Source organism: Legionella massiliensis, from assembly GCF_000756815.1.
Classification (GTDB): Bacteria; Pseudomonadota; Gammaproteobacteria; order Legionellales; family Legionellaceae; genus Tatlockia; species Tatlockia massiliensis.
In genome coordinates this window covers 171,493-184,962 of the sequence record NZ_CCVW01000004.1, presented here as the reverse complement: position 1 = coordinate 184,962, position 13,470 = coordinate 171,493, and the positions used below count along the sequence as shown (strand labels likewise).

Genomic DNA, 13,470 nt, shown 5'->3' with positions numbered 1-13,470 from the left:
GCATGACTAGCCCACTTATTGAAATCAAACAGGTTTATAAATCCTATGGCTCTGCTAATGTACTCTCCAATATCTCATTGTCAGTTCATCATGGTGAGTTTTTAACCCTGCTCGGCCCTTCTGGTTGTGGTAAAACGACCCTGCTAAGACTCATTTCCGGTTTTGAGCAGCCAAGTTCTGGTGAAATATTTATTAATAACCAGTGTGTTAATCTATTACCACCACAAAAAAGGGATGTTCATACTGTTTTTCAAAGTTATGCCCTTTTTCCTCATTTGACGGTTTTTGAAAATGTTGCCTTTGCACTGCGTTGTAAAGGAGTTGCTGAACAGAAAGTCGTCGAGCAGGTTGAAGAAACCTTACGCATGGTGCATTTGGAAGATTTTGCCAATCGTAATGTCAAACAATTAAGTGGTGGACAACAACAGCGTGTTGCCATAGCTCGGGCTGTGATTAATCGCCCCCAGGTCTTACTTCTTGATGAGCCCTTAAGTTCACTCGATTACCGTTTGCGCAAAGCCATGCAATATGAACTTAAGCAGTTACAGAAAGCCTTGAACATGACCTTTATTTTTGTCACTCATGATCAGGAAGAAGCCCTTTCGATGTCAGATAGAATTGTTATTTTTAACCATGGCTGTATTGAACAAATTGGCACACCACGTGAAGTTTATGAGACACCGGCTAATCTCCATGTGGCCAATTTTATTGGTGAAATTAACATTTTTGATGTAAAGATCTCTGAGATCAAAGATCAGGACCTAATTATTGAAATTGAATCAGTCAAGTTGCGTTGTAAAAATACCGGCAACTATAAAGCCGGTGATTTAGTGCATTTAATCGTTCGCCCTGAAGATATCCGCGTATGGAACCTTTCCGAAGTTCATGACACTAAAGAAATGATATCAGGCAAGATTGTTGATATCGTTTATAAAGGTTCTACTGTTGACCTAAAAGTAGAGTTAGCCTCAGGAAAAATCATCAATGCCTCTGAATTTTTCGATGAGGACGATGATACACTCGAGTATAGCCCCAATGAATCAGTATGGGTGCAATGGTTACCTGGCTGGGAAGTACTATTGCCTTATGAAACCTAATAACCCCTAAAGATTCCGCGAATGAAAAGCAGATCGTCCTCAGTTTACATAATTTATCTTTGGCTTATTATTTTTAGTCTCCTTCCGCTATGCCTGGTATTTCTTGCCAGTTTCATGTCGCGAAACAGCTTACGCCTGGTTGATTTGCCTTTTACTCTAAGCAATTATGCCGCCCTGCTAAACCCAGTTTTCATGAAAATTTTTTTGCGCTCTTTGCTGATGGCCGCATTTGCCACCTTATGCTGCCTCCTTCTTGCCTACCCGTTCAGTTATTTGCTAGTTAAGTCCAAACACCAATCCTTATTATTACTCCTTATTATTATCCCTTTCTGGACAAGTTCCTTAATTCGCACCTATTCGCTAATCGCAATTCTTAAGGCTAAAGGGATTGTGAATGCTATCTTGTTAAAATTGCATCTCATTGATGCCCCTCTCTCCTTGCTCTATTCAAATTTTTCTGTGATTACCGGCTTGGTGTATAACCTCTTTCCCTTTATGGTTTTACCGATTTTTACCAATATGGAACGCTTTGATTTTCGCCTTATTGAGGCAGCCAAAGATTTGGGGGCTTCTCGCTTCAATATTTTTTTCCGAGTCTTTTTACCCAATACCGCAAGCGGAATTATGTCCGGTTGCTTACTTGTTTTATTACCAGCAATGACACTATTTTATATTCCTAATGTCTTGGGTGGCGCACGCTCAGTGTTACTTGGCAACCTAATTCAAGATCAATTTTTAATCTTAGAAAATTGGCCCCAAGGCTCTGCCACTTCGGTATTGCTTACTCTGATTTTATTAGTCCTATTATTTTTCTATCGTCGCCAAAGCAAGGAGCTCTTGCAATGAAAGCTTTGGCACAGAAATCATTTCTGACACTGGTCTATTTCGCCCTCTACGCCCCGATTTTAGTTTTGGTCATCTATTCTGTGAATGATGCAAAATTCTCCCTGCAATGGCATAGCTTTTCGATGAAATGGTATAAGGAATTATTTAACGATAATGAGCTCTGGTCAGCCTTTTTGCATTCGGTGATTTTAGGACTTAGCGCCTCAGTGATTGCTACTGTCTTTGGGTTGCTCACCTGTGTTCACCTATTTCTTTTTCGCAGTTCGCAACACCGCAGCTTGTATGCGCTATTGCTCTTGCTGGTGATTATTCCTGATTTGGTTTTAGGCGTTGCCTTATTGATCTTTTTTAACGTCAGCAAAATACCGCTTGGCTTTTCCAGCTTGTTAATTTCTCATATCACTTTTTGTATCCCCTTTGTCATTTTGACAATTAATAGTCGCATCCATACTCTTGACCCTAATATCTATTTTAGTGCCCTAGATTTAGGTGCCAGCCGTTATATTGCACTCAAGAAAATTTTACTGCCCCTTTTGTGGCCAGCGGTATTAAGTGCCTTTTTACTTTGTTTTACCCTTTCTTTTGATGACGTCATCATTAGTTATTTTGTTGCTGGTCCTGATTTTAATATCTTACCTCTGACCATTTACTCTTTGGTAAGAACAGGCGTAACGCCTGAATTAAATGCGCTGTGCACGATAACCTTGGCTTTATCGATGATTTTAGTCATTATTTCTCACCGTCTATCGGATAAATTATGATTCGCCTGCTCTTTTTAATACTTAGCCTCATTTCGATATCAGTCTCAGCGGCTAAAACAGTCAATGTCTATATTTGGGGCGGAGAAATTCCTAAAAAGCTAATACAGCAGTTTGAAAGGGAAACTGGGATTCATGTCAATTTATCGACCTACGACAGCAATGAAACCATGTATGCCAAATTAAGGGCGAGTGGAACCAGTGTCTACGACGTTATCCTTCCATCAGGCTATTTTGTCGAACGCATGCGCAACCAGGGGCTGCTAACCCGCCTTGACCCCAAACGGCTGCCCAATCTTGCCAATATTGCCCATCAGTTCACCAAAAGTGATTACGATCCAGCTAATCAATACAGTGCTCCCATCATCTGGGGCGCTACAGGTATTTTTTACAATCAGGCAGTGGTAAAAAATCCTCCCACAACTTGGCGCGACCTCTGGCAACCTCAGTGGCGTAATCAGTTGATGCTCCTTGATGATGCTCGAGAGATTTTTTCTATTGCCCTGATGAGTCTTGGTTACAACCCCAATGATAGCGATCCTCAACATATCGAAGCTGCCTTCAATCAACTTCTGCAGCTGGTACCCAATGTTAAACTCTTCGCCAGCGATAGCATCCAAGCCATTATGATTGATGAAGATGCAATAGCAGGATTATCCTGGAATGGTGATGCCTTTAAAGCCCAAGCAGAAAACAAACAAATCAATTTTATCTATCCCAAAGATGGTTTTGTAATTTGGGTCGATTGTTTGGCTATCCCCGTTGATCCCCCTCATCCTGAAGAGGCGTACCAATTTATTGATTTCATGTTCAAACCCGAGTCAGGGAAAACCATTGCCCTTTCAGAAGGCGTAGCAATAACGAATGCCAAAAGCCAAGCCCTCTTACCCCAGGAAATCCGCGATAACCCCATTGTCTACCCCTCAGCCGAGGTACTTAAAGTCAGTTACCTGCAACGCGACGTCGGTGAAAAGACAATCGAGCTTTACAGCAAATACTGGCAACAGTTTAAGCTGGCGTTTTAGAGCAAAGGGGTCAGACTCGATTGATACTTTGATCTTAGCCTCCTTGTAATCTGCGGTTCTCCTTTGGAGCTAGGGAATCAGGCATGAGGTCTGCGCCTGATTTTCCAACCAGCGGATTGCCTGAAAAACGCTGAGTTTCATTGCAAATCCTCCTACTCGGGTTAGCACCTACCTCTACCAAGGTCTGGGCAAAATCTGTTTTGTTCGTTATCAATGCTTTGTGTAGCAATGTCATTTTCATTCCGTCCATAACCAGAGTTTTATCAAGAATGAATAGGTTGTTTTTTGCCTTCTCTGCAATTTGGGTAAATAAGGCGTGGTCGTTAATATCCATCGCATATTCAAGTAAAGTCGTCAACATTTGTTGATGATTTCTGTCAGACAGATTAAAGGGATACATTTCCACTAACAATCCTACAACCTTTTGTGCTTTCTGGCTGTATTCGCTTGGCGCAGCAGAATGTTCCCTTGCTTGTTGAAGAATGATGTCGAAAGGACTTTCACCAGCATTATTTTTTTCAGTAAGGCTGGCTGGGGTTTGTTTAAACAAATAGATGCATACCCTTTCATCCAGTAACCAGGATGCATGATGTAAGGCAGTATTAGCCATATTGTCTTTTGTATAGACATCCGCACCTAGGCGTTGTAATAGTTCTACCGTTGACAAATCATAAGACAACAGGGCGCTTTGAATAAAAATATTGGGATTTATAGAGTAGTTCCTTATGAGAGCTTCTGCTAGCTCTAGAGATTGATTTTGCAGAGCAACAGCTACAACCTCCACGAGGTTAACTTTTATCAGTGGATGTGCGAGAAGCCTATCAAAGCCTTCATTGAATCCCATTCTAAACGCATTGGCGAACCAGTTAGCACTGATTTCAATCGAGGCTTCCTTACGGTTATCTAGTATCAGTAATGCAGTATCAATCGAACCATTTGCAACAGCAATTTCCAATGCAGTCCGTCCATAAGCGTCCTTTGCATCAGGAATAACCATACCGCTTTCATATAATTCTTTAACTGTCTCCATATCACGCATCATCACAGCAAGGTGCAAGTGGGTATAGTGATTGGGAGAGGCCTCTTGAAAGGCAATAGCCTCATCCATACTCTTGGGTAATTCATCTTCCTGAAATAAGCGAAAAGCAGCAAGGCGTTCTACTACTGCAGGTCGGTTGAAATGATAAACGTAGGGTATGAATGAATTATTAGCCTCCAAAATATTATAAAGGGTGGGAATTGCTTGATGTCTTTCATAATCATTATGCCCATTCTTCACCAATATGGTTTCGTGCAGTGTACGGTGATCTAAAATATCACTATCCTTGGTAGAATCATTGCTATCGTAAAAATAAATATCCCCCCCCTGCAAGTTTTCGGAAGGTGGTGGAGTGATAGGTTTTATCGACTTCTACATAGGTTCCTTCTGGTAAGCGTGAAAGATATTTCAATATTTCCAGCATGCGTTCTTTAGTCGCGAAAGTTCTTTTTTCCATACCTTCAGGGATAGCTCCAAGACTAGCTAAATTTTCAATCACGTAATGCATATCATTTGGATCAAGGCCCGGGATATCTACTCCATTTTTCAAAGAATCTTTGAATTGCTGGGTATCAGAGGAAAAACGATTTCCTTCCAAGTCTGTTACCTGAATTGGACGTACTGTTTCACCAACTTTAATAAGTGTTATATATGAGGACTTGAAATTCATTTTAGCCATAGCAACCTTACGATTAATCGCCGCTGTAGAAGCTGTGTGAGGAACTGTGTCACTCTGGCAAGAATCATGGGTATTCTTTTGATGACCAAAATAATATAGCGTCGTCAGTTTTGGTATATTAGTTTCTAAATCATCAGCTTGTCCTAACTGAGTCCCTCTAAAACTTGTTCCATCTTTGGAAAGACCTGTCGCATGGCAGCCGAGCCAAAAAAAAGAAAAAGATCATTTGACCACTGCTCAAAAAGCTCATCTAAGTTTTTATACTCTGCTGATTGGGGCAAAAATGCGGGTAATGGCTGTTTTAATGAAGCATTTGTACCATCCCACAAGCTTATGAGCATCAGAGATGTGTAAAAATAGTCCTCTCCTCGAGTCTCAGAGTAATAGTTGTGCAAAAATGAATATCCATTACACAAACCCTCAGCATTAAAAAAACTGACATCCCTGTCCTTTTGTAGCAGACGGTTACTAATTTGTCGATTAAGCCTCGCCTGACTAATATCCAAGGAGTCAGGGATATTAATCCCAGCCCCACTGAGCATTAAGCTATATCTTTTCATGAACTTCTCAGGAGCCGTCCCTTCTGACTGCTCCAATATATCCATAGGGGTATTGCCGTCACTGTCCTTCTCTTCAAGCCATGCGCGATTGAAATCTGGACTGTTCAATACTGCTCTAAGTTCATTGAAGTCTTCTTTAACTAAAACATGCAAGGGATTTGTAGGGGGGTGCGAGGAATCCGGTAAAGTCTCATTGTCTGGCATCGAAAAGCTCCAGCAATTTTCCATATTTTTATTATGGATCGATTTTTGATCGCATTGACCATATAAAAATCATATATACTGGATTAGCTATCTGTTAGTTCTTAGCAAAATAAGTCAGGCATTACTGTATGGATTGAATATACCCAAGTAACTTCAAGATGCCAGGAGATCCTTCACTGCGCGCAGGATGGCGTGCCAAGTTCGGGTGGCGGACTGATCTATTACAATAAATAACGCAAAACAATGCACCTATCTGAATTCGTTCGAGGGATAAGCTTGAATCTCGGTGAATAAAAATCTGAACTTTTAGCGCTCTTCGGAGAGACAAAGCGCCATGAACAGTAAAAAGAAATATCCAGAACCGGAATAAAACAGGAGGGAATCAGTAATTGAGCCAACAATAAAGGATAGCAACATAGCAAGCGCCAAAGGTCTGGTGCTGCTCAAATGCATGGATGCCCTAAACAAAGTAAACAACCAAGCAAGAAAGGCAATTAGACCAATCAAACCAAATTCACTAGCCATTAGCCAATATTGGCTATGAGGCTCTTTTAAATGATGCCCCCAACCAGGTACTGGATTATCTCTTGTGAAATTGTAAGGAAAACTAGCAGTTCCATGTCCAATTAAGGGATGCTGACAAAATAAGGCATAGGCATAGTTATGAAATTTAAAACGGAAACCTACGGAGTTATCACCATCATTGTGCTGATAAGCCTCGTATTGGGTTTTAAGTAGCACTATACGTTCCTTCATAAAGCTGCTCTGGCTATAAATAAGCAAGGATGCCGCACAAATCATAAAAATGCCCACGAGGGCTTTGCGCCAGGAAAAAATCTGGAAAATGAGCAAGCACATGGACAGCAAATAAACTATATAGCCCATCCGGCCGCCATTAACAAAGAGCGCATGATAGCTAAAGAGTAAAAACAGCAGGCTATAGCCTAAACGTTTCAACCAACCCTGATGTTGAAAAGCATATAAGGCAGCCATATAGGCCGCGAAATCTAGCATATAGCCAGTCATAATATGGTTACGAAATAAGCGATCTGGATTGATGTTTATTGAGGGTAAAAAACCTAAGAACTTCAATACTGCCAAGCTGGAGGTTAAAAACATCGCCGCCAGAAAGGCATAAATAGCCATCTTTCTTGCTTTTGCTTCATGAAAACCAATCACTAAGATCGGTAAATAAAGCAATTTGCTGTATTTCTCTAAGGCAAGCAGCCTTTGCGAATAAGTGGTAGGACTCCATAGGCAGGCTAGCAAAACAATGAAAAATAAAATGATCGAGGTCTTACACCAGCCTCGATCTAAAAGACTGGCCAATTCACTGCGATAAACTGGGCTCAATAAAATAGCAACTATTGTCAAACCTAAACAAATACTTTTTGCAGTTGAGCTTAGGGGTAAGACAAAAAAGGATAGTGCCAGAAAAAAAGGAACTGATTTCTGCATGGAAAATCGTTGAGGCAAGCTAATAAGCGTCTCCATGGTATTAATTCTCCTTTACTGTGTCTGGTAATTTATCGAGCTGGGCATCATGATACAACTGCTTAATCCCACGATAAAAAGTACCCTGAGCATTAAAAACTGCAAAAAGAAAACCAGCCTTCCCATCAAGAAAACCACGTTGTAGAAAATAGCAACGAAAAAACATCCAGCCAGTACCCAGCAGGGTCTTTGCAAAAGACCCTCTTTTGTTTTTCTCAATTTTAATTTTGGCGCTGTAAGACGAATAACGGTTTATCTTATAGAGTGCATGACTTACGTCTTTGAAGGAATGGTGCATAATTGGTGTTCTGATTTTGCTTATTCTAGTTTCAACAGGCAAAATTATTTTCTCATGGACAATATCTTCACTAAAACGAGCACCCACTCGCTTGAAAAGGCGTACATGTCGTTGGGGACTTGAGGAAAAGCGTAAGGGATAACCATAAAAATTCATACAGATTGGAACACGATAGGCATCAGCCTTATCTGATGCCATTGCCTCTTTAATAACGGCCTGTAACTTAGCATCAACCGCCTCATCCGCATCAAGGTTCAATACCCAATCGCCAGTTGTCAATGCTAAAGCGCGTTGCTTTTGCACGCCATAGCCCTGCCAATCAGTACTGTAGACTTTATCACTGTACTCTTTGGCAATAGCAACCGTGTTATCGCTGCTACCAGAGTCAAGAACAATAATTTCATCAGCCCATTTGACTGACTCAAGGCAGCGCCTGATATTTACCTCTTCATTTTTAGCAATGACAATAACACTGAGCATGGAATAACCAACTTTGACAAAATCGCTTATTTTAACCAGATATGGGGACAAATGAAATGGTTGAGGAGTTAGTGTCTATGGCATGCCCCTGATCCAGTATCGAATTCCCGCGGCTTGACCGCGGGATCTAGTGGTTAGAAGCTCTTCACTCTGAGCCCTGTAATAGGTCACGTCCCTCCTTGTCTCAGCGCTACGTCATCCAGAGCGCAGCGAAGAATCTCCTGAATGTGGCACAGTGTTAATCCCGGAGATCCTTCGCTGCGCTCTGGATGACGTTGCATTAGGGGGATAGGGCTGACCTATTACTGAACCCTTAGATCCCAAGGTCAAATCGCGGGCATTCGGGATAGGGGTGACTATTATCATGGGCTTTCGTTAGAGTAGCCCGGATGTAACGAAGTGAAATCCATGAGCAGTGGCTCCGAATTCCCGGATTCCGCTTCGCTGCATCCAGGCTACAATAGTTAATATCATCAACTCTTAACAAACACCTTCTCTATGATCATGGCTATCAAAGTGCAACTTACCATCTTTGACTTTCAAAATAACATGACCACCGTGGATTAACTTACCGAAAAGTAACTCATCGGCTAAGGGTTTCTTCACATTTTCCTGGATCAATCTTGCCATTGGCCTTGCTCCCATGGATTTATCGTAGCCATGCTCGATCAGCCAATCACGAGCAGCTTGATCAACTTTAAAAGTTACCCCTTTATTGCTCAGTTGCTCATCAAGTTCCATGATGAATTTATCTACAACAAGACCTATTGTCAGACTATCTAAGGGCGCAAAATTGATTATGGCATCCAATCTGTTTCTAAATTCAGGACTGAATTGACGCTTGATGACCTCAAGACCATCACTACTATTATCCTGTAAAGAGAAACCGATAGACGTTCTGGTAATTTCACTCGCTCCAGCATTAGAGGTCATAACTAAAATGACATGACGGAAATCGGCTTGTCTGCCATTGGTATCAGTCAGGGTTCCATGATCCATAATTTGCAGCAGCAAGTTAAAGACATCTGGATGTGCTTTCTCAATTTCATCAAGAAGCAATACAGCATGCGGATTCTTAGTTACTGCCTCGGTAAGCAAACCACCTTGATCATAGCCAACATAGCCTGGAGGTGCACCAATCAGGCGTGAAACTGTATGTTTCTCCATGTACTCAGACATGTCGAAACGCAATAATTCAATACCTAATACATTGGCTAATTGCCTGGTTACTTCCGTTTTTCCAACGCCAGTTGGGCCTGCAAACAAGAAACAACCTACGGGCTTTTGTGGCTCGCGTAAGCCTGAACGTGCTAATTTGATTGCTGAGGCAAGTGCCGTGATTGCATCGTCTTGACCATAAACCAACAGCTTCAAATCTCTTTCCAGATTTCGGAGTGTATCTTTATCACGAGCAGAGACCTTTTTAACTGGGATTCTGGCAATCTTGGCAACAACGGATTCAATTTCAGTAACACTGATTATCTTCTTGCGTTTTGTCGCAGTTAACAGATTTTGATATGCACCAGCCTCATCCACAACATCGATTGCCTTATCTGGTAAGAAACGATCATTGATATATTTAGCAGATAATTCAGCGGCTGCCTTCAATGCTGGAATCGAGAATTTAACACCATGGTGTTCTTCAAGACGTCCTTTTAATCCTTTAAGAATCTCAAAGGTTTCATCAATGCTAGGCTCTGTAATATCAATTTTTTGGAAGCGTCTGGCTAAGGCTCTGTCTTTCTCAAAAATACCACGGTATTCCTGATAAGTTGTTGAACCGATACATTTTAATTCGCCGTTCGCAAGCAAGGGCTTAATAAGATTGGAAGCATCCATCACTCCACCAGAAGCAGCACCGGCACCGATAATTGTGTGAATTTCATCAATAAATAACACGGCACCATCTTGCTGGCTTAGTTGTTTTAAAACTGCTTTCAAACGTTTTTCAAAATCGCCACGATATTTGGTTCCTGCCAGTAAGGCACCTAAATCCAGTGAGTAGACTACGCAGTTATTGATAGCCTCAGGTACTTCACCATCAACTATTCGTCGCGCCAAGCCTTCAGCTATAGCAGTTTTACCTACTCCAGCCTCACCAACCAACAAAGGATTGTTTTTACGACGACGACACAGGACTTGGATTGTACGTTGAATTTCTTCATGTCGACCAATAAGAGGATCGATTTTGCCAAGTCTGGCTCTCTTATTGAGATTCATGCAGTAGCTATCTAATGGTGATTCGCTACCTTCACCGCCCATGGTTTCTTCATCCATTGATGAGTTCATGCTATCGTTCATTTCGTTATTATGATACTTAGAAACACCATGAGAAATATAATTAATTACATCCAGACGAGTAATATTTTCTCTACGAAGGAAATAGACCGCTTGGCTTTCCTGTTCACTAAAAATAGCCGCCAATACATTAGCGCCTGTAACCTCTGTTTTACCAGCTGATTGTACATGGAAAACAGCTCGTTGCAGAACACGCTGAAAACCAAGAGTAGGCTGAGTTTCACGGTCTAACTCATCATCTGGAATTCGGGGAGTTGTTTCGTCTATAAATTCGACTAAATCTCGGCGTAATGCATCTATGTTAGCATCACAAGCCTGCAACACATTGCCAGCCGCAGGGTTATCAAGCAAAGATAATAGTAAATGTTCAACTGTCATGAATTCATGACGTTTCTCCTTTGCTTCCTTAAAGGCTAGATTTAAGGTGAATTCAAGTTCTTTGTTTAACATTTTGTCGCTCCTCTCTCCAGCCACCACAAATTATTCGGGTTCCATCGTACATAGTAGTGGGTGTTGATTGCTTCTTGCATGATCGTTTACCTGAGCTACTTTCGTTTCCGCTATATCTCTGGTAAACACCCCACAAACGCCCTTTCCCAAAACATGAACCTGTAACATCACCTGCGTTGCTAATTCCTCATTAAAATGAAAAAACTGCCTCAGTACAGCTACCACAAACTCCATTGGAGTGTAATCGTCATTGAGCAAAATGACCTTGTATTTTTTAGGCTCTTTGAGCGCCGGTAGAGCCTCTGACTCTGCCGTTTTACGTTCAACTAAATCCTCTACTGACCAACTACTCATAACGTACACCCTTTATTAATTTTATAGACTTTCAGCGAGCATTTGGCCAGTAAAAGATGATTTAATTACTGAAAAAATTAAACCATGCCACAATCAACAACATCTTGATTAGATAGCTTTCATCTTAGTAGCAACTGCCCTTAGTTTACATAGTCAAAAAATAACCATGCCACTGGTCTTTAAAATAAAAAATCCATTTTGAGCACAATTCGTTGATAATTCAACTTACTGTGATTAAGACAGTTTCCGTTCCGTCTCTGATTAGTAATAAATTCCTTCCCAGCCCATCTCCCGCTGACGGGAGATGGAACTCAAAACCTTTCCTAAGATATGGGAATTGTAACCGCTAATAATTTACATCGAAATCCAGCAAGTTAATATACCCTTTACATATGCTTAATCAGCGCTTTACCAAACTCTGATGAGCTTAAACAGGTAGCTCCATCCATCAAACGCTCTAAATCATAAGTCACCGTTTTGGCCTGTATTGCCCCTTCCATCCCTTTGATGATCAGATCTGCAGCCTCTTTCCACCCCATATAACGAAGCATCATTTCAGCTGAAAGAATAAGAGAACCAGGATTCACTTTATTGAGACCTGCATATTTAGGTGCGGTACCATGTGTTGCTTCAAATACAGCTACTTTATCTCCGATATTAGCACCTGGAGCGATACCGATTCCACCAACCTGAGCAGCGAGGGCATCAGAAATATAATCACCATTTAAATTTAGTGTCGCAATAACGCTGTATTCTTCAGGTCTTAACAAGATCTGTTGTAAGAATGCATCAGCAATTACATCATTGATAATAATTGGCTTTCCTGTATTTGGATTAGTTATTTGCATCCAAGGACCGCCTTGAAAATCTTTTGCACCAAAATTATCACGAGCAACCTGATAGCCCCACTCTTTGAAAGCACCCTCAGTAAACTTCATGATATTCCCTTTATGCACAAAGGTTACCGCGCTGCGATTATTATCAATAGCATACTGAATTGCTGCTTTCACAAGACGAGATGAGCCTTCTTGTGAAACAGGCTTGATCCCGATACCACAATTTTCAGGAAAGCGAATTTTTTTTACGCCCATCTCATTGCGCAAAAATTGGATGACCTTTTTAGCTTCTGCTGTATTAGCTTGCCATTCTATGCCCGCATAGATATCTTCAGAATTTTCACGGAAAATCACCATGTTGGTTTTCCATGGCTCTTTGAGTGGGCTTGGCGTACCTGTAAAATAGCGGATTGGTCGCATACAAGTATAAAGATCCAGCTCTTGGCGAATTGCAACATTGAGTGAGCGAATTCCGCCACCAACTGGTGTTGTTAATGGACCTTTGATTGAGACTATGAATTCTTTGAGCGCATCAAGGGTTTCTTTAGGCAGCCAATTTTCACCACCATAAACCTTCGTTGCTTTTTCACCGGCATAGACTTCCATCCAGGAAATTTTTCTTTTATCGCCATAAGCTTTTGCTACAGCGGCATCAACGACTTCTATCATAGGAGGCGTAACATCCACGCCAATACCGTCTCCCTCAATAAAGGGGATAATTGGACAATCAGGCACTTTTAACTTTAAATCATCTGTCATAGTAATGGCCTGGCCTTGAGCCGGTACGTGGATTTTCTCGAATGTCATTGACAACTCCATCTTGTTAAAGTCGATAATAATAACGTTGGTTATAGATAAAGATCGCCTAAAATCGCAAGACTAGCAGAACTAATTCGAGCATTTTTGGGTGCTTTTAACGAAGAGCGCTTTGATTTATCGAGGATTTAAGGCGACCCTTATCTATAGCTGACCTTAATCATAGCATGTCAAAACACTTTGTCCCAAATGCGTTTGCTTGCATAATACGATTTTTTTTAAAAGCTTTGAGAAAT

Annotated in this window: 12 protein-coding genes; 4 read left to right on the top strand and 8 right to left on the bottom strand. The window is 41.2% G+C overall.

Features of this window, described 5'->3' with window-relative positions; genetic code table 11:
• Positions 1-2 precede the first annotated feature (2 nt).
• From potA to BN1094_RS15535, 4 genes are read left to right on the top strand one after another with little or no spacing between them, the layout of a single operon-like run.
• Positions 3-1,097, top strand: a complete 1,095-nt coding sequence (gene potA / locus BN1094_RS15550) for a spermidine/putrescine ABC transporter ATP-binding protein PotA (protein ID WP_044012068.1) — start codon at positions 3-5, stop codon at positions 1,095-1,097.
• Between the two features lie 21 nt (positions 1,098-1,118).
• Positions 1,119-1,943, top strand: coding sequence for an ABC transporter permease (locus tag BN1094_RS15545; RefSeq protein WP_044012067.1), 825 nt, complete (start codon positions 1,119-1,121; stop codon positions 1,941-1,943).
• On the top strand, positions 1,940-2,704 hold the full coding sequence (locus tag BN1094_RS15540; RefSeq protein ID WP_044012066.1) for an ABC transporter permease subunit: 765 nt from the start codon (positions 1,940-1,942) through the stop codon (positions 2,702-2,704). Before BN1094_RS15545 ends, BN1094_RS15540 begins: the two co-directional genes overlap by 4 nt.
• Positions 2,701-3,726: an ABC transporter substrate-binding protein gene (locus BN1094_RS15535; RefSeq protein ID WP_099909035.1), complete on the top strand. Its 1,026-nt coding sequence runs from the start codon at positions 2,701-2,703 to the stop codon at positions 3,724-3,726. Before BN1094_RS15540 ends, BN1094_RS15535 begins: the two co-directional genes overlap by 4 nt.
• Positions 3,727-3,760: 34 nt before the next feature.
• Here the strand turns inward: BN1094_RS15535 and BN1094_RS15530 are convergent, their stop codons facing one another.
• The 8 genes from BN1094_RS15530 to icd all read right to left on the bottom strand — a co-directional run bounded on the left by BN1094_RS15530 (position 3,761) and on the right by icd (position 13,225).
• Positions 3,761-5,005, bottom strand: a complete 1,245-nt coding sequence (locus tag BN1094_RS15530) for an ankyrin repeat domain-containing protein (RefSeq protein WP_044012065.1) — start codon at positions 5,003-5,005, stop codon at positions 3,761-3,763.
• 61 nt (positions 5,006-5,066) lie between these two features.
• Positions 5,067-5,444 carry a hypothetical protein gene (locus BN1094_RS15525; protein WP_044012064.1) on the bottom strand — a complete coding sequence of 126 codons (378 nt, stop codon included), beginning with the start codon at positions 5,442-5,444 and terminating at the stop codon, positions 5,067-5,069.
• Between the two features lie 143 nt (positions 5,445-5,587).
• Complete coding sequence (locus tag BN1094_RS15520; protein ID WP_044012063.1) at positions 5,588-6,208, bottom strand: hypothetical protein; 621 nt, start codon at positions 6,206-6,208, stop codon at positions 5,588-5,590.
• Positions 6,209-6,514: 306 nt separating this feature from the next.
• A complete protein-coding gene (locus BN1094_RS15515; RefSeq protein ID WP_052403336.1) occupies positions 6,515-7,702 on the bottom strand; it encodes an O-antigen ligase family protein in 1,188 nt (395 codons plus the stop codon).
• Positions 7,703-7,706: 4 nt separating this feature from the next.
• Positions 7,707-8,480 (bottom strand): glycosyltransferase family 2 protein, encoded by a 774-nt coding sequence (locus tag BN1094_RS15510; protein WP_044012062.1) that lies wholly within the window; start codon positions 8,478-8,480, stop codon positions 7,707-7,709.
• 480 nt (positions 8,481-8,960) lie between these two features.
• Positions 8,961-11,228: an ATP-dependent Clp protease ATP-binding subunit ClpA gene (gene clpA, locus BN1094_RS15505; RefSeq protein ID WP_044012061.1), complete on the bottom strand. Its 2,268-nt coding sequence runs from the start codon at positions 11,226-11,228 to the stop codon at positions 8,961-8,963.
• A 30-nt stretch (positions 11,229-11,258) separates the two neighbouring features.
• A complete protein-coding gene (clpS, locus tag BN1094_RS15500; RefSeq protein WP_044012060.1) occupies positions 11,259-11,582 on the bottom strand; it encodes an ATP-dependent Clp protease adapter ClpS in 324 nt (107 codons plus the stop codon).
• 386 nt (positions 11,583-11,968) lie between these two features.
• Positions 11,969-13,225 (bottom strand): NADP-dependent isocitrate dehydrogenase, encoded by a 1,257-nt coding sequence (icd, locus tag BN1094_RS15495; RefSeq protein ID WP_044012059.1) that lies wholly within the window; start codon positions 13,223-13,225, stop codon positions 11,969-11,971.
• Between the last annotated feature and the right edge of the window lie 245 nt (positions 13,226-13,470).

What these genes read in the sequence shown, in the direction of transcription:
- BN1094_RS15535 (WP_099909035.1), top strand. Translation starts at nt 2,701, where the DNA reads ATGATTCGCCTGCTCTTTTTAATACTTAGCCTCATTTCGATATCAGTC.
- BN1094_RS15515 (WP_052403336.1), bottom strand. Translation starts at nt 7,702, where the DNA reads ATGGAGACGCTTATTAGCTTGCCTCAACGATTTTCCATGCAGAAATCA.
- BN1094_RS15540 (WP_044012066.1), top strand. Translation starts at nt 1,940, where the DNA reads ATGAAAGCTTTGGCACAGAAATCATTTCTGACACTGGTCTATTTCGCC.
- BN1094_RS15520 (WP_044012063.1), bottom strand. Translation starts at nt 6,208, where the DNA reads ATGCCAGACAATGAGACTTTACCGGATTCCTCGCACCCCCCTACAAAT.
- clpA (WP_044012061.1), bottom strand. Translation starts at nt 11,228, where the DNA reads ATGTTAAACAAAGAACTTGAATTCACCTTAAATCTAGCCTTTAAGGAA.
- BN1094_RS15545 (WP_044012067.1), top strand. Translation starts at nt 1,119, where the DNA reads ATGAAAAGCAGATCGTCCTCAGTTTACATAATTTATCTTTGGCTTATT.
- BN1094_RS15510 (WP_044012062.1), bottom strand. Translation starts at nt 8,480, where the DNA reads ATGCTCAGTGTTATTGTCATTGCTAAAAATGAAGAGGTAAATATCAGG.
- BN1094_RS15525 (WP_044012064.1), bottom strand. Translation starts at nt 5,444, where the DNA reads ATGGCTAAAATGAATTTCAAGTCCTCATATATAACACTTATTAAAGTT.
- clpS (WP_044012060.1), bottom strand. Translation starts at nt 11,582, where the DNA reads ATGAGTAGTTGGTCAGTAGAGGATTTAGTTGAACGTAAAACGGCAGAG.
- potA (WP_044012068.1), top strand. Translation starts at nt 3, where the DNA reads ATGACTAGCCCACTTATTGAAATCAAACAGGTTTATAAATCCTATGGC.
- icd (WP_044012059.1), bottom strand. Translation starts at nt 13,225, where the DNA reads ATGACATTCGAGAAAATCCACGTACCGGCTCAAGGCCAGGCCATTACT.